This is a genomic window from Serratia sp. 4542 (genome assembly GCF_016805595.1).
GTDB lineage: Bacteria > Pseudomonadota > Gammaproteobacteria > Enterobacterales > Enterobacteriaceae > Serratia > Serratia nevei.
Map to the genome: position 1 here is coordinate 34,093 of NZ_RXKV01000008.1, position 25,205 is coordinate 59,297.

24 protein-coding genes and 3 tRNA genes are annotated in these 25,205 nt (G+C 60.9%); 10 read left to right on the forward strand and 17 right to left on the reverse strand.

Features of this window, described 5'->3' with window-relative positions; translation table 11 throughout:
• Positions 1-56: 56 nt before the first annotated feature.
• The 7 genes from hflX to nnr all read right to left on the reverse strand — a co-directional run bounded on the left by hflX (position 57) and on the right by nnr (position 8,498).
• On the reverse strand, positions 57-1,337 hold the full coding sequence (gene hflX, locus EKL15_RS10400) for a ribosome rescue GTPase HflX (RefSeq protein WP_004933675.1): 1,281 nt from the start codon (positions 1,335-1,337) through the stop codon (positions 57-59).
• A 98-nt stretch (positions 1,338-1,435) separates the two neighbouring features.
• Positions 1,436-1,744 (reverse strand): RNA chaperone Hfq, encoded by a 309-nt coding sequence (gene hfq, locus EKL15_RS10405; protein ID WP_004933678.1) that lies wholly within the window; start codon positions 1,742-1,744, stop codon positions 1,436-1,438.
• A 114-nt stretch (positions 1,745-1,858) separates the two neighbouring features.
• Complete coding sequence (gene miaA, locus EKL15_RS10410) at positions 1,859-2,800, reverse strand: tRNA (adenosine(37)-N6)-dimethylallyltransferase MiaA (protein ID WP_060421891.1); 942 nt, start codon at positions 2,798-2,800, stop codon at positions 1,859-1,861.
• Complete coding sequence (gene mutL, locus EKL15_RS10415; protein ID WP_203089445.1) at positions 2,793-4,676, reverse strand: DNA mismatch repair endonuclease MutL; 1,884 nt, start codon at positions 4,674-4,676, stop codon at positions 2,793-2,795. The genes miaA and mutL overlap by 8 nt, the downstream gene beginning before the upstream one ends.
• A 22-nt stretch (positions 4,677-4,698) precedes the next feature.
• On the reverse strand, positions 4,699-6,495 hold the full coding sequence (gene amiB / locus EKL15_RS10420) for an N-acetylmuramoyl-L-alanine amidase AmiB (protein ID WP_060432147.1): 1,797 nt from the start codon (positions 6,493-6,495) through the stop codon (positions 4,699-4,701).
• Between the two features lie 7 nt (positions 6,496-6,502).
• The gene (tsaE, locus tag EKL15_RS10425) at positions 6,503-6,973 is read right to left on the reverse strand and encodes a tRNA (adenosine(37)-N6)-threonylcarbamoyltransferase complex ATPase subunit type 1 TsaE (RefSeq protein ID WP_038879220.1); all 471 of its coding nucleotides are present in this window, start codon (positions 6,971-6,973) and stop codon (positions 6,503-6,505) included.
• A 10-nt stretch (positions 6,974-6,983) separates the two neighbouring features.
• Entirely contained in the window at positions 6,984-8,498 is a 1,515-nt protein-coding gene (gene nnr / locus EKL15_RS10430; protein WP_203089447.1) for a bifunctional ADP-dependent NAD(P)H-hydrate dehydratase/NAD(P)H-hydrate epimerase, read from the reverse strand.
• Here nnr and queG point away from each other — a divergent pair.
• Positions 8,497-9,636: a tRNA epoxyqueuosine(34) reductase QueG gene (gene queG / locus EKL15_RS10435; RefSeq protein ID WP_100395956.1), complete on the forward strand. Its 1,140-nt coding sequence runs from the start codon at positions 8,497-8,499 to the stop codon at positions 9,634-9,636. The genes nnr and queG overlap by 2 nt on opposite strands.
• Before the next feature lie 311 nt (positions 9,637-9,947).
• Here queG and EKL15_RS10440 read toward each other — a convergent pair.
• From EKL15_RS10440 to orn, 4 genes are all read right to left on the reverse strand, one after another.
• Positions 9,948-10,023 (reverse strand) — tRNA-Gly (locus EKL15_RS10440).
• Between the two features lie 54 nt (positions 10,024-10,077).
• Positions 10,078-10,153, reverse strand: a tRNA-Gly gene (locus tag EKL15_RS10445).
• Positions 10,154-10,219: 66 nt separating this feature from the next.
• Positions 10,220-10,295: transfer RNA gene (locus tag EKL15_RS10450), tRNA-Gly, on the reverse strand.
• A gap of 192 nt (positions 10,296-10,487) precedes the next feature.
• Positions 10,488-11,033, reverse strand: a complete 546-nt coding sequence (orn, locus tag EKL15_RS10455) for an oligoribonuclease (RefSeq protein ID WP_033636776.1) — start codon at positions 11,031-11,033, stop codon at positions 10,488-10,490.
• A 245-nt stretch (positions 11,034-11,278) separates the two neighbouring features.
• Here orn and rsgA point away from each other — a divergent pair, with 245 nt between their 5' ends.
• The 3 genes from rsgA (at position 11,279) to mscM (ending at position 16,659) form a co-directional block, all read left to right on the forward strand.
• The gene (gene rsgA, locus EKL15_RS10460; RefSeq protein ID WP_004929686.1) at positions 11,279-12,328 is read left to right on the forward strand and encodes a small ribosomal subunit biogenesis GTPase RsgA; all 1,050 of its coding nucleotides are present in this window, start codon (positions 11,279-11,281) and stop codon (positions 12,326-12,328) included.
• Between the two features lie 76 nt (positions 12,329-12,404).
• On the forward strand, positions 12,405-13,298 hold the full coding sequence (gene asd / locus EKL15_RS10465; protein ID WP_100395955.1) for an archaetidylserine decarboxylase: 894 nt from the start codon (positions 12,405-12,407) through the stop codon (positions 13,296-13,298).
• Positions 13,299-13,311: 13 nt separating this feature from the next.
• On the forward strand, positions 13,312-16,659 hold the full coding sequence (gene mscM / locus EKL15_RS10470; protein WP_060421868.1) for a miniconductance mechanosensitive channel MscM: 3,348 nt from the start codon (positions 13,312-13,314) through the stop codon (positions 16,657-16,659).
• Positions 16,660-16,727: 68 nt separating this feature from the next.
• Here the strand turns inward: mscM and epmA are convergent, their stop codons facing one another.
• Positions 16,728-17,705 carry an elongation factor P--(R)-beta-lysine ligase gene (epmA, locus tag EKL15_RS10475; protein ID WP_004929681.1) on the reverse strand — a complete coding sequence of 326 codons (978 nt, stop codon included), beginning with the start codon at positions 17,703-17,705 and terminating at the stop codon, positions 16,728-16,730.
• A 385-nt stretch (positions 17,706-18,090) separates the two neighbouring features.
• Between epmA and frdA the strand changes: the two genes are divergently transcribed.
• From frdA to blc, 5 genes are all read left to right on the forward strand, one after another.
• Positions 18,091-19,887 (forward strand): fumarate reductase (quinol) flavoprotein subunit, encoded by a 1,797-nt coding sequence (gene frdA, locus EKL15_RS10480; RefSeq protein WP_187321944.1) that lies wholly within the window; start codon positions 18,091-18,093, stop codon positions 19,885-19,887.
• A complete protein-coding gene (locus tag EKL15_RS10485; protein WP_033648713.1) occupies positions 19,880-20,614 on the forward strand; it encodes a succinate dehydrogenase/fumarate reductase iron-sulfur subunit in 735 nt (244 codons plus the stop codon). Before frdA ends, EKL15_RS10485 begins: the two co-directional genes overlap by 8 nt.
• Before the next feature lie 15 nt (positions 20,615-20,629).
• Positions 20,630-21,022, forward strand: coding sequence for a fumarate reductase subunit FrdC (frdC, locus tag EKL15_RS10490; protein WP_060440901.1), 393 nt, complete (start codon positions 20,630-20,632; stop codon positions 21,020-21,022).
• 12 nt (positions 21,023-21,034) lie between these two features.
• Positions 21,035-21,394, forward strand: a complete 360-nt coding sequence (gene frdD / locus EKL15_RS10495; RefSeq protein ID WP_004929672.1) for a fumarate reductase subunit FrdD — start codon at positions 21,035-21,037, stop codon at positions 21,392-21,394.
• A gap of 84 nt (positions 21,395-21,478) precedes the next feature.
• Positions 21,479-22,012, forward strand: a complete 534-nt coding sequence (gene blc, locus EKL15_RS10500) for an outer membrane lipoprotein Blc (RefSeq protein ID WP_087763025.1) — start codon at positions 21,479-21,481, stop codon at positions 22,010-22,012.
• Here the strand turns inward: blc and sugE are convergent.
• From sugE to efp, 4 genes are all read right to left on the reverse strand, one after another.
• Positions 22,006-22,323, reverse strand: coding sequence for a quaternary ammonium compound efflux SMR transporter SugE (gene sugE, locus EKL15_RS10505; protein ID WP_004929669.1), 318 nt, complete (start codon positions 22,321-22,323; stop codon positions 22,006-22,008). The two genes, blc and sugE, sit on opposite strands and share 7 nt — an antisense overlap.
• A 191-nt stretch (positions 22,324-22,514) precedes the next feature.
• Positions 22,515-22,646: an entericidin A/B family lipoprotein gene (locus tag EKL15_RS10510; protein ID WP_033636766.1), complete on the reverse strand. Its 132-nt coding sequence runs from the start codon at positions 22,644-22,646 to the stop codon at positions 22,515-22,517.
• Between the two features lie 121 nt (positions 22,647-22,767).
• Positions 22,768-22,899: an entericidin A/B family lipoprotein gene (locus EKL15_RS10515; RefSeq protein ID WP_004929667.1), complete on the reverse strand. Its 132-nt coding sequence runs from the start codon at positions 22,897-22,899 to the stop codon at positions 22,768-22,770.
• A gap of 70 nt (positions 22,900-22,969) precedes the next feature.
• The gene (gene efp / locus EKL15_RS10520; RefSeq protein WP_004929666.1) at positions 22,970-23,536 is read right to left on the reverse strand and encodes an elongation factor P; all 567 of its coding nucleotides are present in this window, start codon (positions 23,534-23,536) and stop codon (positions 22,970-22,972) included.
• A 42-nt stretch (positions 23,537-23,578) separates the two neighbouring features.
• Here efp and epmB point away from each other — a divergent pair, with 42 nt between their 5' ends.
• Entirely contained in the window at positions 23,579-24,607 is a 1,029-nt protein-coding gene (epmB, locus tag EKL15_RS10525) for an EF-P beta-lysylation protein EpmB (protein ID WP_033636765.1), read from the forward strand.
• Between the two features lie 82 nt (positions 24,608-24,689).
• Here the strand turns inward: epmB and EKL15_RS10530 are convergent, their stop codons facing one another.
• Positions 24,690-25,034: a DUF4156 domain-containing protein gene (locus tag EKL15_RS10530; RefSeq protein ID WP_025305007.1), complete on the reverse strand. Its 345-nt coding sequence runs from the start codon at positions 25,032-25,034 to the stop codon at positions 24,690-24,692.
• Between the last annotated feature and the right edge of the window lie 171 nt (positions 25,035-25,205).

The window sequence follows — 25,205 nt, forward strand, 5'->3', positions numbered from 1 at the left end:
TATTCTGTGATTGGGTACTTCAGGCTTTCGCGAAGCATAAATGTAACAGGATATGATCATACGATAAAGTCAATCAGGTCCTGTTCTTGCTTGCAGAGACGACGCCATTCGACGATCGGCATTCGCACCACCACGCCAATGCTGCCGTCCTCTTCGTTCCACTCTTTTTCAATCGCCTGAAGCTGGTAAAAACGGCTGCGAAGACGGCCTGCCCGTGGCGGTAAGCGCAATTCGTAATGCGCGATCTCCCCCGATAAGCGCTCCGTCAACGCCTGATACAGCAACGGAATACCCTCTCCGCTGGCGGCGGACAGCCACACCCGGATCGGCAGGTTTTCGTCGTTGCGGTCGATACGCGGCACAAAATCGTCCAGCATATCTATTTTGTTCATCACTAACAGTGTAGGGATTTCATCCGAGTCTATCTCCGCCAGCACGGTGTTCACCGCTTCGATGTTCTCATCGACGCGCGGATCTGCGGCATCGATGACGTGCAGCAGCAGAGATGCCTGGCGCGTTTCCTGCAGCGTCGCCTTGAAGGCGGCCACCAGATCGTGCGGCAGGTGCCGGATAAAGCCTACGGTATCCGCCAACACGGTATCCCCCACGTCCGGCACGTCAATGCGCCGCAACGTAGGATCCAGGGTGGCAAATAGCTGGTCCGCCGCATACACCTCGGCAGACGTTATTCGGTTAAACAGTGTGGATTTGCCGGCGTTGGTGTAGCCCACCAGCGATACGGTCGGCACATCGGCACGGGTCCGCGCGCGTCGGCCTTGTTCACGCTGCTTTTCTACCCGCTCCAGGCGGCGCAGAATCAAGCTGATGCGATCGCGTAACAGGCGACGGTCGGTCTCAAGCTGGGTTTCCCCCGGGCCGCGCAGGCCAATCCCCCCTTTTTGCCGCTCCAGGTGCGTCCAGCCGCGTACCAAACGCGTGGCGATGTGACGCAACTGCGCCAGCTCCACCTGCAGCTTACCTTCATGGGTGCGGGCACGCTGGGCGAAGATGTCTAAAATCAGCCCGGTGCGATCGATCACCCGGCATTCGCACAGGCGCTCAAGGTTTCTTTCCTGCGCCGGGGAAAGGGAATGATCAAACAGGACAACAGACGCGCCGCTGGCTTTCACCGCATCTGCAATTTCTTCGGCCTTTCCTTCGCCGACAAAGTACTTCGGATGCGGGGCTTTGCGGCTACCAGTCACCACTTGCAAAGCTTCGACACCGGCTGAGGAAACCAACGATTCGAACTCGTTGAGGTCTTCCGTATCTTTGTCTTGCGAGAAATAGATATGAACCAGTACGGCCTGCTCACCGGCTTCATAACGGTCAAACAAGCGTGCAACCTCTCAAACGGACACTCACCGTGAGTTTGGGGGACATAAACAGCCCGCGGCTGCTTATGCTCCCCGTCATGGTTGACTTGCAACGCGCTTTATTCAGCGTCATCGCTTTCCTGCTGCGGCTGTTGCTGCGCAGACGGATTGTTGCCATGGTGATAGTTGCTTGAACCGCCGCTCGGGTTGTTGCTGTGATGCGAAACCGGACGTGACGGGACAACGGTAGAGATAGCGTGCTTGTACACCATCTGGCTAACCGTGTTCTTCAACAGGATGACAAACTGGTCAAAAGACTCAATCTGGCCTTGCAGCTTAATACCATTCACCAAATAAATAGAAACCGGAACACGTTCACGACGCAATGCGTTCAGGAACGGATCTTGCAAAGATTGCCCCTTAGCCATTCTATCTTTTCCTTATTTGCTTGTTGTTTGTAACTAAGAACCTGTCGGCTCTAAAATAAACGACGTAAAAAATTTGCGCGCTGAATACTCAGCAATTGTACACAATCACCCAACCTATGCACTAACAACCTGTGTCACCGAGTCCAAAGCCTCTCCCGGCTTTTCACTGTCCAACCAATGGACCGACTCCCAACCCCGTAACCAGGTCATCTGGCGTTTAGCCAACTGACGTGTTGCGCAAATACCACGATAAACCATCTCATCGTAACTAATTTCACCAGACAAGTATGACCACATCTGGCGGTAACCGACACAGCGAATGGAGGGCAAGTCCGTATGCAAATCACCCCGTGCGAAAAGTGCACGCGCTTCCGTCTCAAAACCCGCCGCCAACATTTGATGGTACCGCAGCTCGATGCGTTGATGGATCAACTCACGGCTGGTCGGCGCTATCGCAAATTGGTGAACTTGATACGGTAACGATTCACCCGAAATTTTAGTCAGTTCCGTTAAAGTTTTACCCGAAATAAAAAAAACTTCCAGTGCTCTGGACAGTCTCTGCGGATCATTCGGATGAATTCTCAATGCCGCGACCGGATCGATCGCCTGTAACTGACGGTGCAACGCCTCCCAACCCTGCTCCGCCGCTTGCCGTTCGATGCGCTCGCGCACCGCGGGATCGGCAGACGGCAGCGGCGACAATCCTTCCAACAACGCCTTGAAATACAACATGGTGCCGCCGACCAGCAGCGGAATGCGCCCGGCGGCGGTGATGTCGGCCATCTCCTTCAGCGCGTCGGCGCGAAACTCCGCGGCCGAGTAAGCTTCGGCGGGATCGCGAATATCGATCAGCCGATGCGGCGCCTGCGCCAATTCTTCAGCGCTCGGCTTGGCGGTGCCGATATCCATGCCGCGATAAATCAGCGCGGAATCGACGCTGATCAGTTCCACCGGCAGGCGTTCGCGCAGCGCGATCGCCAGCGCGGTCTTGCCCGAGGCGGTCGGCCCCATGATGAAAATAGCCGGGGGACGTGGTGTCATTTCAGTTTCAGTCATGCTTGAGGGCCGCCAGTGCGGCCTGTAAATCAACGGGTTGTAAAAGTCCGCTCGGTGGCGATTTGACCAGTTGCGGGCAAAGTCGTTCAACGTCGGTCAGCAATTGTATCGCTTGCGAGGTGTTCCACTGTTCATGTTCGCTGCCAAGGCGGCGAGCGAGCCAGGTGGCCAGCACCGCGGGCGACATCTCCTGATGTTCGGCCAGATAGCCTAACAGTTCGGGTATCAGTTTTTGTAAATTTTGTTGGCGTAATGGTAAAGGCACTGCGCGCAGCGTCACACGGCCGTGATCCGCCTGCAGATCCAGCCCCATCATCGTCAGCAGCGCCTGATGCCGCGCGATGGCCGCCACTTCGCGCTTGTCCAACGTCAGCTTGACTGGGATCAGCAGCGGCTGCGGCCGCAGCCCTTCCGTCGGCGGGTTGAGCTGCGCCTGGCGCAGCCAGCGCTCGGCCACCGTCAGATTGAGCAACGTCGGCTGCTGGCGCTGTTCAATCAACGCGTAGCACGGCGGGTGGATCATCAGCACCCGGCCAAAACTGTGCTGGCCGCTCGCCAACGGCGTTTCCGCTGCGGCTTTCGCCGGCGGGAACAACGGCGGCTTGCTCGAAACTTCCGACGCCGCATCGGCCTGCGGCTCGGCGGCGGGCTGCATCAGTTTACCGTACAGCTCGCCTTCGCGTTTCTGGTAACTGCCCGCCGTTTGCCAACCCGGCTGCGGTGCGCGCTCGCGGGCGACGCCGGCCGGTGGCGGCGTTTCGCGACGCGGCGCCGGCTGAGAAAAATGATTGCCGCCGGCGGCGACGCGGTTTTCCGGCTGCCAGACCGGCGCAGACGCTTCTTCAGGCGTTTCCGCCAGCGGCAGCGACGGCGTCTGACCGGCCTGCTGCAGCACGGTGGTTACCGCCTGGTAGATAAAATCGTGCACCAGCCGCGCCTGATGGAAACGCACTTCGTGCTTGGCGGGATGAACGTTGACGTCCACCTGGTGCGGATCGACCTCCAGATACAGCACGTAAGCGGGCTGCTGATCGTCTTTCAGCTGATCCTGATAGGCCTGACGAATGGCGTGGTTGATCAAGCGATCGCGCATCATGCGGCAGTTGACGTAGCAGTACTGCATTTCACCCAGCTGGCGCGCCCCGGCCGGATCCGCCACCCAGCCGCGGATGCTCAGATCGCCGTGCTGCCAGTCGATGTTCAGCGCATGCTGCAAAAACGCCGGGCCGCAGATGCTGCCCAAACGGCGCTCGTGCTGGCTCTCTTCTTTCGCCGCCCGGTATTGGCGGATCAGTTTGCCGTTGTGGCTGAGGTTGATCGCCACATCGAAACGCGCCAGCGCGATGCGCCGCACCACTTCGTCGATATGGCCGAATTCGGTTTTCTCGGTGCGCATGAACTTGCGGCGCGCCGGGGTGTTGTAAAACAGATCCAGCACTTCCAGCGTGCTGCCGACCGGGTGCGCGGCGGGTTTGACCGTCACCGCCTGCTCGCGCCCTTCGGCATAGGCTTGCCACGCCTCGCTCTGCTCGGCGGTGCGCGACGTCAGGGTCAAACGGGAAACCGAGCTGATACTGGCCAGCGCTTCGCCGCGAAAACCGAGGCTGACGATCGCCTCCAGGTCGTCGAGCGTGCTGATTTTACTGGTGGCGTGCCGCGCCAGCGCCAGCGCCAGATCGTCCTTGCCGATGCCGCAGCCGTTGTCGCGAATGCGGATCAGCTTGGCGCCGCCGCGTTCAATATCGATATCGATGCGCGTCGCGCCGGCGTCCAGGCTGTTTTCCACCAGCTCCTTGACGACCGACGCGGGGCGTTCAACCACCTCTCCGGCGGCGATCTGGTTGGCGAGCTGTGGCGGTAACACCTGGATAGGCATGCTGACTCCTGTAGCGATGGCGCTAGGCCTGCGGAATGGTCAGCGTCCGATCCAGCGGCGCGACGTCCGACTTCAGATTATTGACCCGTTTCAGATCGCCGACGCTGACCCCGTAGCGAGAAGCGATGGAGGAGAGCGTATCCCCGCGGGCCACTTTATGTTTAGACGGCTTCTTGGCCGGCGTTTTCGCCTTGGCGACGGTAGTGACGGCGGCGGTTTTCCCCGCCGGCACCTTCAGGCGTTGCCCCACCCACACGCCGTCTTTTTTCAGTTTGTTCAGATCCCGCAGCGCCGCCATGGTGGTGCCGTAGCTGTCGGCGATGCCGGACAGCGTTTCCGCCCGCTTCACCACGTGGATCTGGGTCTTGCCGCTTACGCTGCGGCTCGCGCCGGCCGAGCTAACGATAGGCTCAGGCTGGCGCACGTCTGGTGTTGAGGTGTTAACCGCCGCTGCGACGTCCAGCGGTCGGTTTTCCACCTTTGGGTCGGCTTGCAGCGGATGCGCCAGGAAGTAGCTGCGCAGGCCGTTATGAATGGCCTTGGCAATCTTCTCCTGATACGCGCTACTGCCCAGCAGCCGCTCCTCCGTGCTATTACTGATAAATCCGGTTTCCACCAGCAGCGAGGGAATATCCGGTGAGCGCAGCACGCCCAGGCTGGCATGTTCCGGCCGGCGTTTGTGCAGCGATCCGACGCTCTGCAGCTGCTGCAGCACTTTCACCGCCACGTCATACCCGACGCGCTGCGAGTGGCCGAACTGCAGATCCAGCACCGCCTGGCTCAGGTAAGGGTCTGCCTGGCTGTTGGCCAGCAGATCGCCGGCGCCGCCGAGCAGTTCGGATTGCTTCTCATGCTGTTCGAGCCAGCCGGCCATTTCGCTGTTGGCGCGGCGATTGGACAGCACCCAGACGGAGGCCCCGCTGGCGCTGCGGTTTGGCGCGGCGTCGGCGTGGATGGAGACCAGCACGTTGGCGCCCTGTTTGCGCGCAACGTCGGAGCGCCCCATCACCGAGATGAAGTAGTCGCCGGTACGCGTCAGTACCGGTTTGAACTGCGGATCGGCGTCCAGCATCGCCTGCAGGCGGCGCGCAATGGCGATGGTGACATTCTTTTCTTTCAGCCCGCTCGGGCCAATGGCGCCCGGATCCTGGCCGCCGTGGCCGGCGTCGATCGCCACCACCACCCGATCGCCGGAACCGGCGGAAACGCGGCTGCTGCGCGGCGTGACTTCGGTGGCGGTGCCTGCGACGACGGTCTGTTTATTGGTAAAGGGATTCGATCCCGTCGGCGCTTTGCGCAGCGGCGGCTCCGGCGCTTCACGCACCGCGACCGGCGCCTGACGCGGCGGTGGGTTGACCGCAACCGGCGCAGGCGTTTGCACCGGTGCCTTGCGCGCCACCGTATTGGCACTGCCTTCGGCCGTAATGGTGAACACCACGGTATGCACGCTGCCGTTCTGGCGGGTGGAGACGCGGGTTTTGGCGCGCTGGGTCAGATCAAACACCAGGCGCACGCTCTGAGCGTCTTTCGGCGCGCTGGAGCGAATGCTTTTCACCAGGTTTTGGCCGCTGAAATTGAGCGGCAGACCGCCGACCTTGCCCTTCTGATTAACGTCCAGCACCACGCGATCCGGGCCGTGCAACGGGAAAAACGCGTAGTCCGGCGGGCCATTGAAGCTCACCGACACCGTCGCTTCACGCTGGGCGTTGGACACTTTGATATCGGACAGCGAAGACGCCGCCAGCGCGTTCAGCGCGCCGAGTGGCCCCAGCACGGCGATCAGCATGATGACCGCAAATTTTTTCAACACGTGCGTCATTGCGGCATCATCCCTGTGATCCATGAATGCGGTCTAACAGCTGGCTGCCGTAAGTGGAAATCGCCTCGATCTTCGCCTCTCGCCCCTCGCCCTGATAGCAAAGATGCAGCGCCAGATCCGGCTCCGGCAGCACGCCGGTGCCCTGTTGCGGCCATTCGACCAGGCAGATGGCGTCTTGCGCGAAGTAATCGCGAATGCCCATGAATTCAAGCTCTTCAGGATCGGCCAGGCGATACAGATCGAAGTGATACACCGCCAGCGGCTGCAAGGCATAGGGTTCCACCAGCGTGTAGGTCGGGCTTTTGACGTTGCCCTGATGCCCTAACGCCTGCAGGAAACCACGGCTGAAGGTGGTTTTACCGGCGCCTAGGTCGCCGTAGAGATAGATGACGCTGGCGCGATCGCAGGCCTTGGCCAAAGTGGTGCCCAAAGCGACAGTCGCTGCCTCGTCCGGCAGAGGTAAAACGAGTTCTTTCATTCGATAAAGTCTATTTTGCCCACTCAGGGTTAACGAAATGAAGGATGTCCGGCAGTAAATCGGTCGCCAACATGCCTCTTGTTCCTTGTCTTTCCGCTACGCGATCGCCGGCCGCGCCGTGTACGACGCAGCCCGCACAGGCGGCATCATACAGCGGGAGCTTTTGCGCCAGCAAACCGCCGATGATACCCGACAGCACATCGCCCATGCCGCCGGAGGCCATGCCGGCGTTGCCGACGTCGGCGATCGCCATCTGCCCCTGCTCATCGGCAATCAGCGTGCCGGCGCCTTTCAGCACCGCCACGCCGCCGTAGCGCGCCGTCAGCTTGCGCACGGCAAGTAAGCGATCACTCTCGATGTCGGCAGTGCTGCAGCTCAACAGCCGCGCCGCCTCTCCAGGATGCGGAGTCATCACGCGATTCTGCCGTTTCTCGGGATTTAATGCCAGCAAGTTCAGCGCATCGGCGTCCCACAAGGCCGGTTTATCGCTGGTTTGCAGCACGTTCAAGGCGTTTTTGCCCCATTCAGCCTGGCCCAGCCCCGGGCCAATCACCAGCACATCCGCCCATTGCATCGCCTGCCGCAGCGTCGCCTCGTCCAGCGCCTGCGCCATCAACTCCGGCCGGGCCGCCAGCAGCGGTGCGACGTGTTCAATGTGAGTAAGCACTCGCACCAATCCCGCCCCGCTGCGCAGCGCCGCTTCCGCCGCCATGCGAATGGCACCGCCGAATCCGCGGTCACCGCCCACCAACAGCAGGCGGCCATGCTCGCCCTTATGGGCGCAGGGGCGGCGCGGATGCAGCCAGCGCGGCAACGCCTCGGCGGTAAGCCGCTGAATCTGTTCCGGTTGCTTCGCCAGCCAACCCGATAAGCCTAGCGCATTCTGATGAAGTTGCCCGACCCAGTCGCGCGCCTGGCCGGTCAGCAATCCCGGTTTGAGGCCGATGAACGTGACGGTGTGCGCGGCACGCACGACCGCGCCCGGCACAGCGCCGCTCTCCGCCAGCAGGCCGGACGGGATATCGAGCGCGACCACCGGCGCCGAGTGGCGGTTGGCGGCCTCGATCAGCGCGTCGTAAGGCGCACGCGGCGCGCTGCCAAGGCCAGTGCCTAACAGGCCGTCGATAATGAGAGAGACAGACACCGGCCAGCGGCTGTTCGCCGGCAGAATATCACCGCCGGCGGCCAGCCAGGCCTGACGGGCCGCTGCGGCTTCCGGCGGCAAAGGCCGTGCGCCTTCGCAGGCGATCAACGTCACCTGCAGGCCCGCCGCCTTCGCCAGGCGCGCCACCACATAGCCGTCGCCGCCGTTGTTGCCGTGGCCGCACAGCACCAGCCAGTGGTCGCGGGAGGGGTACGCGTTGCGCGCCAATGCGTAGGCCGCCTGACCGGCGCGCTGCATCAAATCGTAAAGAGAAATACCGAGTGAGGCCGCCGCCGCGGGTTCCGAGCGACGGATCCAATCCGCAGGCCAGACAGAGTGTGGTAAACTGTCAGCGTATGCTTTTTCACTGTGGCCCGTCATGACGCACCCCCTCGATCTCCATCAACTCGCCCAACATATCAAGCAATGGGGGCAATCGCTAGGATTCCAACAGGTTGGCATCTGCGATACCGACCTGAGCCTCGAAGAGCCGAAGCTGCAGGCCTGGCTCGACAAGCAGTACCACGGCGAGATGGAATGGATGGCGCGCCACGGCATGCTGCGCGCGCGCCCTCACGAACTGTTGCCGGGCACGCTGCGGGTGATCAGCGTACGCATGAACTACCTGCCGGCCAAGGCGGCGTTTGCCAGCACCTTGCAAAATCCGCAGCTGGGTTACGTCAGCCGCTACGCGCTGGGGCGCGACTATCACAAACTGTTGCGCCAGCGCCTGAAAAAGCTGGGCGATCAGATCCAGGCCTACTGCGGCGAGTTGAATTTCCGCCCCTTTGTCGATTCCGCGCCGGTGATGGAACGCGCGCTGGCCGCCAAGGCGGGCATCGGCTGGGTTGGTAAACACTCACTAATTCTCAACCGCGAAGCCGGGTCGTGGTTTTTCCTCGGCGAGCTGCTGATCGACCTGCCGCTGCCGGTGGATAAGCCGCAGGAAGAGCAGTGCGGCCGCTGCGTCGCCTGCATCACTACCTGCCCGACCGGCGCCATCGTCGCCCCCTATACCGTAGACGCCCGGCGCTGCATCTCCTACCTGACCATCGAGTTGGAAGGCGCGATCCCGGAGGAATTCCGGCCGCTGCTCGGCAACCGCATCTACGGCTGCGACGACTGTCAGCTGATCTGCCCGTGGAACCGCTTTTCGCAGCTCACCGACGAAGACGATTTCAGCCCACGCGCCGCGCTACATGCACCGCAGCTGATCGATCTGTTCAACTGGACGGAAGAAAAATTTCTGCGCATCACCGAAGGCTCAGCAATACGCCGCATCGGCCACCTGCGCTGGCTGCGCAATATCGCCGTGGCGCTGGGCAATGCGCCCTACGAGGACGGCATTGTGCTCGCGCTGCGCACGCGCCTGGGCCAGAACGCCATGCTGGACGAACATATCCACTGGGCGCTGGCGCAGCAGCTTGCCCGCCGCGAGGCGCAGGGCATCGAGGTGCAGACGGCGCAGAAAAAACGGCTGATACGGGCTGTGGAAAAAGGTTTGCCAAGGGACGCCTGACGGCGTGCGCCGCGCGGCTATTTCACCGGATGTCTCACTCTGTGGATTTGTGCATAAAAATAAAAACACGTTGTCTTTCAACTGCAACAAAAAGAGCAAGTGATCGGCATAACGTTTTGGGATAAATAAATAAACTTATAAATCAAATAGATAAATATTTAATTTGTATGACGTTGATTTTTCAGGCAGGCGGGTTTATGTACAGAGGCTGTGGATAACTCTGTTTACAACATTTTTACCAGGCGTGTAAAACGGGACAAAAACCCGCGCCGGATAAGGCGTTGGATTTGAATTTGAAACGAAGAGAAAATTGGAGCGGGAAACGAGACTCGAACTCGCGACCCCGACCTTGGCAAGGTCGTGCTCTACCAACTGAGCTATTCCCGCATTGAGATGCTTTTGGCATCCGGTCACCAAACACTGGCGTGACCTTTGAATTTTTGGAGCGGGAAACGAGGCTCGAACTCGCGACCTCAACCTTGGCAAGGTTGCGCTCTACCAACTGAGCTATTCCCGCGTCGCATAGGTACTGCTTGATACTGCTTTATTTATTCATCATGCCGCATCGCGACATTGTTGAATTTGGAGCGGGAAACGAGACTCGAACTCGCGACCCCGACCTTGGCAAGGTCGTGCTCTACCAACTGAGCTATTCCCGCCCGGCGTATCGATGGTGGAACGTTACGAAATTCTTCATCGGTACGGGGTGCGCATTATACGAGAAATCCTTTTTGTCGCAAGCCCCTGAAAGCAAAAAAACGCGATTTTTGTTTGATTGCCGATTAAAGCGCCAGATTGGCGAATTAAGCGGCTAAAAACGGCGTTTTTTCCCCGCAGGGGCCGTCATCGCCTTAAAGCTGAATGAAATGTTCGCGGTAATAAGCCAGCTCGGCCACCGATTCGCGGATGTCGTCCAGCGCCTGATGGGTGCCCTGCTTCTTAAAGCCGGCGAGAATTTCCGGCTTCCAACGGCGCGCCAGTTCCTTCAAGGTGCTGACGTCCAGATAGCGGTAATGGAAGTAAGCCTCCAGCTCCGGCATGTAGCGGAACAGGAAACGGCGGTCCTGGCCCACGCTGTTGCCGCAGATCGGCGATTTACCGGCCGGCACCCACTGCTGCAGAAAGGCTATCGTTTCCAGCTCGGCGGCGCGATCGTCCTGGCGGCTGGCTTTCACCCGCTCCACCAGCCCGCTGCCGGTATGGGTGCGCACGTTCCACTCGTCCATCAAGGCCAGCTGCTCGTCGGATTGGTGCACGGCGATCACCGGCCCTTCCGCCAGGATGTTCAGGTTGGCGTCGGTGACCAGCGTGGCGATCTCGATAATGCGGTCACGCTCGGGATCCAGCCCGGTCATCTCCAAATCGATCCAAATCAGGTTATTTTCGTTTCCTGTCATGATGTTTCCTGCCTAAAAGCCGAGAGAAAAACGCTGTGCGGACGAGACGACGGGCGCCGCCGGTGGCGACGCGCCGCAGCCGGCGGCTAACAACGGTTATTTAATATAAAATAGCGTGTATCATAGTCTTTTTGGTCGCCCTGGGCGACATATACCCTGACGGGTTCAAGGCTGCGCTCGGGGCAAGTCCCCCGCCGCAGCTGTGCGTATACGTAAAGGTATAAAACCGATTCAAGTGAGGCGCAGTGAGTAAGAACAAACTGTCCAAAGGCCAGCAACGCCGCGTGCAGGCGAACCATCAGCGCCGTCTGAAGCGCGCTGATAACAAACCGGAACCGGATGATTCCCAGCTGGGCGAGCCGCAGGAAGGCGTCGTTATCAGCCGTTTCGGCATGCACGCCGACGTTGAGGCGCCGGATGGCACTCAGCACCGCTGCAACATCCGCCGCACGCTGCGTTCGCTGGTCACCGGCGATCGCGTGGTGTGGCGCCCCGGCCTGGGCACCCATGAAGGGGTAAAAGGCATCGTGGAAGCGGTGCACGAGCGCACCTCGGTGCTGACGCGCCCGGACTTCTACGACGGCGTGAAGCCGATCGCCGCCAATATCAATCAGATCGTCATCGTGTCGGCGATCCTGCCCGAGCTGTCGCTGAACATCATCGACCGTTATCTGGTGGCCTGCGAAACGCTCGAAGTCGAGCCGCTGATCGTGCTCAACAAAATTGACCTGCTGGACGCCGAAGCGCGCAAGCTGGTCGACGGCATGATGGATATCTATCGCAAGATTGGCTACCGGGTGCTGGAAGTTTCCAGCCAGACGCGGGAAGGCATGGCGGAATTCGAACAGGCGCTGGCGGGGCGCATCAGCATCTTCGCCGGCCAGTCGGGGGTCGGCAAGTCCAGCCTGCTGAATGCGCTGCTGCCGCCGTCCGAAGAGCAAATTCTGGTAAATCAGGTTTCCGACGTTTCGGGCCTCGGGCAACATACCACCACCGCCGCGCGGCTGTACCATTTCCAGCACGGCGGCGACGTGATCGACTCCCCGGGGGTGCGCGAGTTTGGCCTGTGGCATCTGGAGCCGGAACAAATCACCCGCGGATTTGTCGAATTCCGTGATTATTTAGGCGGTTGCAAATTCCGCGACTGCCGCCACGATACCGATCCCGGCTGCGCCATCCGCGCGGCGATGGAGAAGGGCGATATCGCGGAAGAACGTTTCGACAACTATCACCGCATTCTGGAAAGCATGGCGCAGGTGAAGGTTCGCAAGAACTTCACGGACGCCGCAGACTGACACTGACGGGCGGGCATTGACGACGGCGGAGCCCTCGTTACAATGCGCGCCCTTTACCCTGATTCACGAGGTTAACGTGCTGGATAGCATCAAGATTAAATTGCAATATTGGTTGCCGAAGCTGGCGCTGACCCGCCTGGCAGGCTGGGGCGCCGACAAACGGGCCGGCTGGCTGACCCAACTGGTGGTCAAGGCCTTCGCCCGCTTCTACCGCGTAGACATGCAGGAAGCGCAAAATCCGGACCTGGCGTCTTACGCCACCTTCAACGACTTCTTCGTGCGCCCGCTGCGCGACGGCGCGCGCCCGATCGTCGCCGACGCCAACTGGCTGGCGCTGCCTGCCGATGGCGCCATCAGCCAGCTCGGCCCGATCCGCGACGATCAAATCTTCCAGGCCAAAGGCCACCACTACAGCCTGGAAGCGCTGCTGGCCGGCAACTACCTGCTGGCCGAGCCGTTCCGCAACGGCCTGTTCGCCACCACCTATCTGGCGCCGCGCGACTACCACCGCGTGCACATGCCGTGCGCCGGCGTGCTGCGCGAGATGATCTATGTGCCGGGCGATCTGTTCTCGGTCAACCCGCTCACCGCCGCCAACGTGCCTAACCTGTTCGCGCGCAACGAGCGCGTGATCTGCGTGTTCGACACCGACATCGGGCCAATGGTGCAAATCCTGGTCGGCGCCACCATCGTCGGCAGCATCGAGACCGTCTGGGCCGGCACCGTCACGCCGCCGCGCGAAGGCATCATCAAACGCTGGACCTACCCGGCCGCCGGTGAAGAAGGCTCCATCGCGCTGGAAAAAGGCGCCGAGATGGGCCGCTTCAAACTCGGCTCCACGGTGATCAACCTGTTTACCGCAGGCAGCGTGCAGTTCGCGCCGCAGCTGCATAACGGCACCGTCACCCGCATGGGTGAGGCCTTCGCCGAAATCCCGGCCGCCGCTGAAACACCACAGACCCCGCTCTAAAGGAATCGACGCCGTGCGCCTGATCATCACGCTTTTGCTCGGTTGCCTGCTGTGGCAACCGGCGCTGGCCGCCCCCGTGCCGACCGAGAACCAGCTCAAACAGGAGCTGAAGCAGGCGGAAAGCAGCAAAAACGCGCCAAATCAGGCGGAGACCACCGAGGCGCTGCAAAGCGCCCTCAACTGGCTGACGGAGCGTAAAGAGTCGCAGACTCGCTCTGAACAGTATCAGAAGGTGATCGACGATTTCCCGAAGATGACGCAGGAACTGCGCCGTCAGCTGGTGCTGGAAAGCAACAAGATCCTGCCGAACGGCGACGATCTGCCGGCCGCCGAGCTGGAACAGCAGATCCTGCAAACCAGCAGCCTGCTGCTGGAACAGGCGCGCCTGCTGCAACAAGAGCAGGATCGCACGCGGGAAATCAGCGATTCCCTCGGCCAGCTGCCGCAGCAGCAGACCGACGCCCGCCGCGCGCTGACCGAAGTGCAGCGCCGTCTGCAGGCGCAGCCCGCCAACCCGACCACCCCGTACGCGCAGGCCGCCCTGGCCCTGCTGCAAACCGAAGCCGCGGCGCGCAAAGCCAAAGTGGACGAGCTGGAGCTGGCGCAGCTGTCGGCCAACAACCGTCAGGAGCTGGCGCGCATGCGCGCCGAGGTCTATAAAAAGCGCCACGAGAAAATAGACGTTCAGCTGCAGGCGCTGCGCAACAACCTCAACGCCCAGCGCCAACGCGAAGCGGAACTGGCGCTGGAAAAAACCGAGCAGCTGGCCGAGCAGAACGGCGACTTGCCAAAAAGCATCAGCCAACAGCTGCAGATCAACCGCGAACTGTCCGCCGCGCTGAACAGCCAGGCGCAGCGCATGGATCTGATTTCGTCGCAGCAGCGGCAGGCGGCGGCGCAGACGCTGCAGGTGCGCCAGGCGCTGAGTACTATCATCGAACAGGCCCAGTGGCTCGGCTCGTCATCGGCGCTGGGGGAAACCCTGCGCGCCCAGGTGGCGACGCTGCCGGAGATGCCCAAGCCGCAACAGCTGGACGGCGACATGGCCCAGCTGCGCGTGCAGCGCCTGCAGTTTGAAAACCAGCTGGAAAAACTGTCGCAACGCGAATTCAAACGCGACGACGGCAGCGCGCTGACCAACCAGGAGCAGCGCATCGTCGATGCCCAGCTGCGCACCCAGCGCGAGCTGCTGAACTCGCTGCTGTCCGGTTGCGACACCCAAATCCTCGAGCTGACCAAGCTGAAGGTGGCCAACACCCAACTGATCGAAGCGTTGAACGAAATTCGCGACGCCACCCACCGCTATCTGTTCTGGGTGCCGGACGTCAATCCGATCAACTTCTCTTATCCGCTCAACGTGGCGCATGATCTGACGCGCGTCCTGTCGCTGGACACGCTGTCACAGCTCGGCGGCGCCTTCATGATGATGGTGACCAGCCGCGAAACGCTGATCCCGATCTTCGGCGCCCTGCTGCTGGTGATTTTCAGCATCAGTTCGCGCAAGCACTATCACGCCTTCCTCGAGCGCGCCAGCAGCCGCGTCGGCAAGGTGACGCAGGACGAATTCTTCCTGACGGTGCGCACCGTGTTCTGGTCGATTCTGGTGGCGATGCCGCTGCCGGTGCTGTGGGCCGCGCTCGGCTACGGCCTGCAGAGCGCCTGGAACTACCCGGTGGCGGAAGCGATCGGCAAGGGGGTGACCGCCACGCTGCCGATCCTGTGGATCTGCATGATCTGCGCCGCTTTCGCCCATCCGCAGGGGTTGTTCATCGTGCACTTCCGCTGGCCGGCGAAGCAGGTTTCGCGCGCCATGCGTTACTATAAGATGTCGATCTGGCTGATCGTGCCGCTGATCATGGCGCTGATCACCTTCGATAGCCTGAAAGAGCGCGAATTCGCCAACACCCTGGGGCGGCTGTGCTTCATCCTGCTGTGTCTGGCGCTGGCGCTGGTCACCCACAGCCTGAAGCGCGCCGGCATCCCGCTGTATCTGGATAAAAACGGCTCGGGCGACAACATGCTCAACAGCGCCTTCTGGGGGCTGCTGCTGTCGGCGCCGCTGCTGGCGGCGCTGGCCTCGACCGTCGGTTACCTCACCACCGCGCAGGCGCTGTTGGCGCGCCTGGAAACCTCGGTGGCGATCTGGTTCCTGCTGCTGGTTGTCTACCACATCATCCGCCGCTGGATGCTGATCCAGCGGCGGCGCATCGCCTTCGATCGCGCCAAACAGCGCCGTGCCGACATCCTGGCCCAGCGCGCCCGCGGCGAAGACGAAACTTCGCACACCCCAAACAGCACCGAAGGATCCATCGATCCGGACGATTCGGACTTCGATCTGGACACCATCAGCGCTCAGTCGCTGCGGCTGGTGCGTTCGATCCTGACGCTGATCGCGCTGGTGTCGGTGATCGTGCTGTGGTCGGAGATCCACTCCGCGTTCGCCTTCCTGGAAAACATCTCGCTGTGGGATGTGACCTCGACGGTGAACGGCGTGGAGACCGCCCATCCGATTACCCTCGGCGCGGTCCTGATTGCCATTCTGGTGTTGATCATCACCATGCAGCTGGTGCGCAACCTGCCGGCGCTGCTGGAGCTGGCGGTGCTGCAGCACCTGGATCTGACGCCGGGCACCGGCTACGCCATCACCACCATCACCAAGTACCTGCTGCTGGTGTTCGGCGCGGTGCTCAGCTTCGCCTGGATCGGCATCGAGTGGTCGAAACTGCAGTGGGTGGTTACCGCACTCAGCCTGGGGTTGGGCTTCGGCATGCAGGAGATCTTCTCCAACTTCATCTCCGGCCTGATCATCCTGTTCGAGAAACCGATCCGCATCGGCGACACCGTGACGATCCGCAACCTGACCGGCACCGTCACCAAGATCAACACCCGCGCCACCACCATTTCGGACTGGGACCGCAAAGAGATCATCGTGCCGAACAAAGCCTTCATCACCGAACAGTTCGTCAACTGGTCGCTGTCGGATAACCTGACCCGTGTGGTGCTGACCGTGCCGGCACCGGGCGAAGCCAACAGCGAAGAGGTGACCAAGATCCTGATGAACGCCGCCGAACGCTGCTCGCTGGTGCTGGATAACCCGGCGCCGGAGGTTTACCTGGTCGATCTGCAGCAAGGTATCCAGATCTTCGAGATGCGTATTTACGCCGCCGAGATGGGCCACCGCATGCCGCTGCGCCACGAGATCCACCAGCTGATCCTGGCGGGCTACCGCGAGCACGGCATCACGCTGCCGTACCCGCCGTTCCAGGTGCGCACCGAGACGCTGTCGCGGCTGACCAACAACGGCCGTACGCCGCCGTCTACGCCGGCGCCGAACACCAAGCGCGACGCCGGGGGCCTGTAAGCGGTTCTCGCGATAAAAAAAGGGCCGGCAAATGCCGGCCCTTTTTGCTTTTCTTACCGCCTGAAACGTCAGGCGATCCCGACCGGGAAGGCCAATACGTCGCTCAGGCTCTCGGCGCCCAGCGCCAGCATCACCAGGCGATCCACGCCCAGCGCCACGCCGGAACACTCCGGCATGCCGTGCTGCAACGCCGCCAGCAGGTTATAGTCGATCGGCTGCTGCGGCAGGCCGCGCTCTGCGCGCTTGCGGTTGTCCTGCTCGAAGCGCTGCTGCTGTTCACGGCCGTCGGTCAGCTCGCGGAAACCGTTCGCCAGCTCGATGCCCTTGAAGTACACCTCAAAACGCTCCGCCACGCGGTGGTCCTCGGTGCTGATCTCCGCCAACGCCGCCTGGCTGGCCGGGAAGTGGTAAACGAACGCCGGCTTTTCACGGCCGATATGCGGCTCCACGCCCACGGTGAACAGCAGCTGCAGCAGCGTATCGCGATCTTCTTCGGTATCGGCGATGTTGCTCAAGTCGAGTTTGGCCGCCGCTTCGCGCAGCTGCGCCTTCTCCGCCGACAGCGGATCGATGTCCAGATGGCGCAGGAAGGCCTGCTGATAAGACAGGGTCTCCGCGCTCTCGCAGTCCAGCACCTGTTGCAGCAGATCGTCCACTTCGTTCATCAGGCGGTACATGTCGTAGTGCGGACGGTACCACTCCAGCATGGTGAATTCCGGGTTGTGATGCCGCCCGGCTTCTTCATTGCGGAAGCTGCGCCCCATTTGGTAGATCGGGCCGCTGCCCGCCGCCAGCAGGCGCTTCATGTGATATTCCGGGCTGGTCATCATGTATAGCGTCAGGCCCTCTGCCGCCCCCGGCCCGACGAAACGCGTCTCGAACGGGAACAGGTGAACGTCGGTGACCGTCGCCTGGCTCATGGTGGGCGTCTCAACTTCCAGCACGCCACGATCGGCGAAGAAACGCCGGATCTCAGCCAGAATCGCTGCGCGTTTCAACAAATTGGCGATGGGTGCACTAGGCTGCCAGCTTGCCGTTTCGCTCATGGTAATTAACTCCGAAATCAAACAGGGGATGCAGTCTACTCGCATCCTTGCAGCCAAACAAATTCTTCACGATACACAACCGGCCATAACGCCAATTTCCGATAAATAGGCGGCAAAAGCGCGTTAAAAAGGGTAAAGCACGCCGAACACGCGAAAAGGCAGGCAAGCCTGTTGGTCGAGCGTTAATCGACAAAACAATCGATCACATCAAATTTCGACTACTTAACTTTAGGTATAGTTAATTCCCCATTATTGGTGGGAGATATCTATCCTTAACCTTTAAGCAACATTAATCGGTTCAATTAGTTAGCACCCGAAGAGTTCGCTAAATTTTAAGCATAGATATTTAACTTGCCGTTCTTAATAAGAACATTGGAGGAATGCAGTGCAAACCTTTAACGCCGATCTTGCCATTATTGGGGCCGGGGGCGCTGGTTTACGTGCAGCAATAGCCGCAGCGGAAGCCAATCCCCAACTGAAAATCGCGCTGATCTCTAAGGTCTACCCGATGCGCAGCCACACGGTCGCCGCCGAGGGGGGCTCCGCCGCCGTCACCCAGGATCACGATACCTTCGACTACCATTTCCACGACACCGTCGCCGGCGGCGACTGGCTGTGCGAACAGGACGTGGTCGATCACTTCGTGCATCAGTGCCCGCGCGAGATGACCCAGCTCGAGCAGTGGGGCTGCCCGTGGAGCCGCAAACCGGACGGTTCGGTCAACGTGCGGCGCTTCGGCGGCATGAAGATTGAACGCACCTGGTTCGCCGCCGACAAGACCGGCTTCCACATGCTGCACACCCTGTTCCAGACCTCGCTGAAATACCCGCAGATCCAACGCTTCGACGAGCACTTCGTGCTGGATATCCTGGTGGATGACGGCCAGGCGCGTGGCCTGGTGGCGCTCAACATGATGGAAGGCACCCGCGTGCAGATCCGCGCCAACGCGGTGGTGATGGCCACCGGCGGCGCCGGGCGCGTCTACCGCTACAACACCAACGGCGGCATCGTTACCGGCGACGGCATGGGCATGGCGTTCCACCACGGCGTGCCGCTGCGCGACATGGAGTTCGTGCAATATCACCCGACCGGCCTGCCCGGTTCCGGCATCCTGATGACCGAGGGCTGCCGCGGCGAAGGCGGCATCCTGGTGAACAAGGACGGCTACCGTTACCTGCAAGATTACGGCATGGGCCCGGAAACCCCGCTGGGCGAGCCGAAGAACAAATACATGGAGCTGGGCCCGCGCGACAAAGTGTCCCAGGCCTTCTGGCACGAATGGCGCGCCGGCCGCACCATCGCCACCCCGCGCGGCGACGTGGTCTACCTCGATCTGCGCCACCTGGGCGAGAAAAAGCTGCTGGAGCGGCTGCCGTTCATCTGTGAACTGGCCAAGGCCTACGTCGGCGTCGACCCGGTGAAAGATCCGATCCCGGTGCGCCCTACCGCGCACTACACCATGGGCGGCATTGAAACCGACCAGAACTGTGAAACCCGCATCAAGGGGTTGTTCGCAGTCGGCGAATGCTCCTCCGTCGGCCTGCACGGCGCCAACCGTCTCGGCTCCAACTCGCTGGCAGAACTGGTGGTGTTCGGCCGCGTCGCCGGTGAGCAAGCGGCCCGCCGCGCGCTGGAAACCACGCCGGCCAACGGCAGCGCGCTGGATGCGCAAACCCGCGACGTCGAAACCCGCCTGAGCAACCTGATGAAGCAGGAAGGCAACGAAAACTGGGCGAAGATCCGCGACGAAATGGGGCTGTCGATGGAAGAAGGCTGCGGCATCTACCGCACGCCGGAGCTGATGCAAAAAACCATCGATAAGCTGGCGGAGCTGAAAGAGCGCTTCAAGCGCGTCAACATCACCGACAACTCCAGCGTGTTCAACACCGATCTGCTGTACACCATCGAGCTGGGTTACGGCCTGGACGTCGCCGAATGCATGGCGCACTCCGCGTTTAACCGCAAAGAGTCGCGCGGCGCTCACCAGCGCCTGGACGAAGGCTGCACCGAGCGTGACGACGTCAACTTCCTCAAGCATACGCTGGCGTTCCATAACCCGCAGGGTGCACCACGCCTCGAATACAGCGACGTGAAAATCACCAAGCTGCCGCCGGCCAAACGCGTCTACGGCGCAGAAGCCGAAGCGCAGGAGAAAAAGAATAAGGAGCAGGCAAATGGCTGAGATGCAAACCCTGAAGATCGAAGTCATGCGCTATAACCCGGAAAGCGACGCCGAGCCGCATTTCGTCACCTACGCCGTGCCTTACGACGAACAGACCTCGCTGCTCGACGCGCTGGGCTACATCAAGGACAACCTGGCGCCGGATCTCTCCTACCGCTGGTCCTGCCGCATGGCGATCTGCGGCTCTTGCGGCATGATGGTCAACCGCGTGCCGAAGCTGGCGTGCAAAACCTTCCTGCGCGATTACGTCGGCGGCATGAAGGTCGAAGCGCTGGGCAACTTCCCGATCGAGCGCGATCTGGTGGTCGACATGACCCACTTCATCGAAAGCCTGGAGGCGATCAAGCCGTACATCATCGGCAACGATCGCAAACCGGAAGACGGCCCGAACGTGCAAACCCCGGCGCAGATGGCCAAGTATCACCAGTTCTCCGGCTGCATCAACTGCGGCCTGTGCTACGCCGCGTGCCCGCAGTTCGGCCTCAACCCCGAGTTTATCGGCCCGGCGGCGATCACGCTGGCGCACCGCTACAACCTGGACAACCGCGACCACGGCAAGAAACAGCGCATGCCGCAGCTTAACGGCCAAAACGGCGTCTGGAGCTGCACCTTCGTCGGCTATTGCTCCGAAGTCTGTCCGAAACACGTCGATCCCGCCGCCGCCATCCAGCAGGGCAAGGTGGAGAGCGCCAAAGACTTCATGATCGCCATGCTGAAGCCGCAATAAGGGAGAAAAATTGCCATGACAACTCAACGTAAGCCCTATGTGCGCACCATGACGCCCACCTGGTGGCAAAAGCTCGGCTTCTACCGTTTCTACATGCTGCGCGAAGGCACCTCGGTGCTGGCGGTCTGGTTCAGCCTCGTGCTGCTCTACGGCGTGTTCGCGCTGAAGGGCGGCGCCGAGAGCTGGGCCGGCTTCGTCGGCTTCTTGCAGAACCCGCTGGTGTTGTTGATCAACGTCGTCGCCCTGCTGGCGGCGGCGCTGCACACCAAAACCTGGTTCGATCTGGCGCCGAAGGCCGCCAATATCGTGGTCAACAGCGAGAAAATGGGGCCGGGCCCCATCGTGAAAGGGCTGTGGGCCGTCACGGTCGTCGTCAGCGTGGTCATCCTGGCCGTGGCCCTGATCTAATCCGGAGGAAACATGATAAATCAAGCACCTAAACGCTCCGACGAGCCGGTTTTCTGGGGATTGTTCGGCGCCGGCGGCATGTGGGGCGCGATCGTCGCACCGGCCATCGTGCTGCTGGTCGGCATTCTGCTGCCATTGGGGCTGTTCCCCGGTGAAGCACTGGGTTACGAGCGCGTGCTGGCGTTCTGCCAGAGCCTGATCGGCCGCCTGTTCCTGCTGCTGATGATCATTCTGCCACTGTGGTGCGGCTTGCACCGCATCCACCATGCAATGCACGATCTGAAGATCCACGTACCGGCCGGCAAATGGGTGTTCTACGGTCTGGCGGCGATCCTCAGCGTGGTCACCGTTATCGGCGTCGTCACCCTGTAAACCGCTCAGGCGGCCAACGCCCGTTGGCCGCCCTTTTCTCATCGGCTACACTGTCTACTCGCCCCCGGTAAACAGGAGTCACCGATGCGTTTATGGTCAAAGCTTAGCGTCATGCTTTCTGCCCTGCTCTCCGTCGCTTGCAGCGTCTCCCCGCCCAAAGACATCAAGGTCGTGACCCCTTTCGACAGTCAGCGCTATCTCGGCACCTGGTACGAAATCGCGCGTCTGGATCATCGTTTTGAACGCGGTTTGCAGCAGGTAACCGCCCACTACAGCCCACGCGCCGACGGCGGGCTGAAAGTCATCAATCGCGGCTTCAATCCGCAGAAACAGCAATGGCAAGAAAGCGAAGGCAAAGCCTACTTTATCGGCTCACCGCAGATCGCGGCGCTGAAAGTGTCGTTCTTCGGCCCCTTCTACGGCGGCTATAACGTGATTGCCCTGGACCCGGACTACCGCTACGCGCTGGTTTGCGGCCCAAACCGCGACTATCTGTGGATCCTGTCGCGCACCCCGACGCTTGACGCCGGCGTACGCGACAGCTTATTACAGACGGCCAAGGGCTACGGTTTCGCCACCGATGCGCTGATCTGGGTGCAACAGTCCGCCGATCAGTGACTGCTGAACTTCAGCCCCAGGATGCCGACCACGATCAGGCACAGGCTGATGATACGCGCGATATTGGTCGACTCGCCCAACAGCACCATGCCCATGATGGCCGCGCCCACCGCGCCGATGCCGGTCCACACCGCATAGGCGGTGCCGGCGGGCAGCGTTTTCATGGCGTTGGCCAACAGCAACATGCTGACCACCATCGCGGCGATGGTGATGATGCTCGGCGTCAGCCGGGTAAAACCGTGGGTGTATTTCAGACCGATAGCCCAAACCACTTCGAGCAAACCGGCGATAAGCAGAATAATCCAGGCCATGAGACGGCCTCCCTACCACTGGGGTCGTCCCCGATATAATGACGCGTAAACGGGTCGTCCCGTTCAGCGGGGTGATGAACGGCGGGTAACCTCACCCGCACTGCGGCAGGATAGCAGCAGCGTTAACGCTCAGGCAAGAGGAGGAATGCGGCGGCCCTCCGCGCGCGGAACGCCGCCGGGTGGAGAACGGATTATTCCGCGCTGCGCTGAATGGCCTTGCCGCCGGCCTGTATGTCCTCACCCACGCCGCGGGTGGTGTTACAGGCGGTCAACGAGGTCAAAATCATCAAAGAGAAGATCGCGATAATACTTTTCTTCAGCATAAGAAAGTCCTTATTTGTCGTTGATGAAAAAGTACGGCTTTCTAAGCTTAGTCAAAATTGGCGCAGAGAGTGGGATCGCCACCGGCTTTGTGGCGCAAATACATCGGGTTAAAGGACGGGATCAGCTGGCCGTGCGGGAGATGGCGCCGCCGAGATGCTGAACGTCTTCGCCGAAACCGCGAAACGTATTGCAACTGCTAAGGGAGAAAAGGAACAACAGGGAGAGCACGGCCAACAACGTTTTCTTGAACATGCGGGTTTTCTGCCAACGAACGGGGATGGGATAAAACAGAGGAACCGCGGGGGTTCCTCTGCTTTGAAACTTATTTAACGCGAGAGACGTATTCGCCAGAGCGAGTGTCAACTTTGATCACTTCGCCGATCTGGACGAACAACGGCACTTTAACCACGGCGCCGGTGCTCAGGGTCGCCGGCTTGCCGCCAGTCCCTGCGGTATCGCCTTTCAGGCCCGGATCGGTATCGGTGATTTCCGCTTCGATGAAGTTCGGCGGCTGAACGGCGATTGGACGGCCATCCCACAGGGTGATGATGCACTCTGCGTTGTCCTGCAGCCATTTGGCCGCATCGCCTACGGTTTTGCCGTCAACCTGATGCTGTTCGAAAGACTCAGGGTGCATGAAGTGGTAGAACTCACCGTCGCTGTACAGGTAGTTCATGTTGGTGTCCATCACGTCTGCGCCTTCGCAAGAATCGGTAGACTTGAAGGTTTTTTCCACGCGGGTGCCGGTCAGCAGACGACGCATTTTCACGCGTGCAAACGCCTGGCCTTTGCCCGGCTTAACGAACTCACTGGCTTCGACGGCGTAAGGTTCGCCCTCGAACATGATTTTAAGACCCGGACGGAAATCGTTGCTAGAATAAGTCGCCATGATGGCCCTCTGAATATTTGAACTGGTAGCTTAGCCAAAAAAATGGCACACATTATAACCCAAAGTACGGCACATAGAGAAGATTGGTTGCATCAACTCGCCGATGTTATTACCGATCCTGATGAATTACTGCAGCTTTTGTCACTGAATACGCACCCGGAACTGCCGCAGGGGCGCGATGCCCGCCGGCTGTTCGCCCTGCGCGTGCCGCGCGCCTTCGCCGCACGCATGCGCCCCGGGGATGCCAACGACCCGCTGCTGCGCCAGGTGCTGACCGCCAGAGAGGAGTTCATCAACGCCCCAGGGTTCACCACCGATCCGCTCGATGAGCAGCGCAGCGTGGTGCCGGGCCTGCTGCACAAATACCGCAATCGCGCACTGCTGCTGGTCAAGGGCGGCTGTGCGGTCAACTGCCGTTACTGCTTCCGCCGCCACTTCCCCTATCAGGATAATCAGGGCAATAAGAACAACTGGCGGCAGGCACTGGATTATATCCGCCAACACCCGGAACTGGACGAGATCATTTTTTCCGGCGGCGATCCGCTGATGGCCAAAGACAGCGAGCTGGAATGGCTGGTTGGCGAACTGGAGGCCATCCCGCACCTGAAACGCCTGCGCATTCACACCCGTTTGCCGGTGGTGATCCCGGCGCGCATCACGCCGGCGCTGTGCCGCCTGCTGTCGGCCTCGCGCCTGCAGGTGCTGATGGTCACGCACATCAACCACGCCAACGAAATTGACCGCGATCTGCAAAGCGCCATGGCGCAGCTGCGCCTCGCCGGCGTCACGCTGCTCAACCAGAGCGTGCTGCTGCGCGACGTCAACGACGATGCCGACACGCTGGCGGCGCTCAGCAACGCGCTGTTCGACGCCGGTATCCTGCCTTACTACATCCACGTGCTGGACAAGGTGCAGGGCGCGGCGCACTTCATGGTCAGCGACGATGAAGCGCGCGCCATCATGCAAGCGCTGCTGAGCAAGGTGTCCGGCTATCTGGTGCCGCGCCTGACGCGCGAAGTGGGCGGCGAACCGAGCAAAACGCCGATCGATCTGCGCCTGATGCAGGAGTGACGCGCGCCAAGTCCCCCAACGAAAAGAGGAATGCCGTGGCATTCCTCTTTTTTTATCTCTTTGCGGCTCCGGCCTCAGCGCCTTACGGGCACTTGTAAACCTGGCCGACCATTTTGCTGTCCAGCGGTGCGAAGCTGGAGAGCAGATTCTGGCTCGGGCTGTTGGCGCCGTAGATTACGTTGCCGCCCATGGCCGCCGCCTTGTTGCGCAGATCGTTGGCCGCACCGCGCATGGAGCTGCCTTCACCGCCGTTGCCGGACAGCCAGTTGCTCTGGGTGCCGGTCACTTCCCCCAGCAGCTGGCATTCCGCCGCCGGCTTGCTGTCGGTGAACTTGATCTGCTGACCCGCAGCGGTCAGTTCATGAGTGGTGCTGCAACCCGCCAGCAGCATCGCTGCCGAGAGACCCAGTAAGGCTTTAATCCGCATCTTGTTCCCCATTCGATGTTGAGAATTACGCAAAAGCTTATCAGAAAGCGATGCCATCTCTTAAGCATCCGTTGCCACGCGAGCGGGCCAACGTCTTGAGCGACAGCTGATGACTTACCAGTTTACCAGCTAAATCGCCCCGGGCGGCAAAAATATCATCAAATACAGTGC

Bases quoted from the DNA above. Each gene is read 5' to 3' on its own strand.
- hfq (WP_004933678.1), bottom strand. From the start codon at position 1,744: ATGGCTAAGGGGCAATCTTTGCAAGATCCGTTCCTGAACGCATTGCGT.
- miaA (WP_060421891.1), bottom strand. From the start codon at position 2,800: ATGACTGAAACTGAAATGACACCACGTCCCCCGGCTATTTTCATCATG.
- mutL (WP_203089445.1), bottom strand. From the start codon at position 4,676: ATGCCTATCCAGGTGTTACCGCCACAGCTCGCCAACCAGATCGCCGCC.
- amiB (WP_060432147.1), bottom strand. From the start codon at position 6,495: ATGACGCACGTGTTGAAAAAATTTGCGGTCATCATGCTGATCGCCGTG.
- tsaE (WP_038879220.1), bottom strand. From the start codon at position 6,973: ATGAAAGAACTCGTTTTACCTCTGCCGGACGAGGCAGCGACTGTCGCT.
- queG (WP_100395956.1), top strand. From the start codon at position 8,497: ATGACGCACCCCCTCGATCTCCATCAACTCGCCCAACATATCAAGCAA.
- nnr (WP_203089447.1), bottom strand. From the start codon at position 8,498: ATGACGGGCCACAGTGAAAAAGCATACGCTGACAGTTTACCACACTCT.
- orn (WP_033636776.1), bottom strand. From the start codon at position 11,033: ATGACAGGAAACGAAAATAACCTGATTTGGATCGATTTGGAGATGACC.
- epmA (WP_004929681.1), bottom strand. From the start codon at position 17,705: ATGAGCGAAACGGCAAGCTGGCAGCCTAGTGCACCCATCGCCAATTTG.
- EKL15_RS10485 (WP_033648713.1), top strand. From the start codon at position 19,880: ATGGCTGAGATGCAAACCCTGAAGATCGAAGTCATGCGCTATAACCCG.
- frdC (WP_060440901.1), top strand. From the start codon at position 20,630: ATGACAACTCAACGTAAGCCCTATGTGCGCACCATGACGCCCACCTGG.
- frdD (WP_004929672.1), top strand. From the start codon at position 21,035: ATGATAAATCAAGCACCTAAACGCTCCGACGAGCCGGTTTTCTGGGGA.
- blc (WP_087763025.1), top strand. From the start codon at position 21,479: ATGCGTTTATGGTCAAAGCTTAGCGTCATGCTTTCTGCCCTGCTCTCC.
- sugE (WP_004929669.1), bottom strand. From the start codon at position 22,323: ATGGCCTGGATTATTCTGCTTATCGCCGGTTTGCTCGAAGTGGTTTGG.
- EKL15_RS10510 (WP_033636766.1), bottom strand. From the start codon at position 22,646: ATGCTGAAGAAAAGTATTATCGCGATCTTCTCTTTGATGATTTTGACC.
- EKL15_RS10515 (WP_004929667.1), bottom strand. From the start codon at position 22,899: ATGTTCAAGAAAACGTTGTTGGCCGTGCTCTCCCTGTTGTTCCTTTTC.
- efp (WP_004929666.1), bottom strand. From the start codon at position 23,536: ATGGCGACTTATTCTAGCAACGATTTCCGTCCGGGTCTTAAAATCATG.
- epmB (WP_033636765.1), top strand. From the start codon at position 23,579: ATGGCACACATTATAACCCAAAGTACGGCACATAGAGAAGATTGGTTG.
- EKL15_RS10530 (WP_025305007.1), bottom strand. From the start codon at position 25,034: ATGCGGATTAAAGCCTTACTGGGTCTCTCGGCAGCGATGCTGCTGGCG.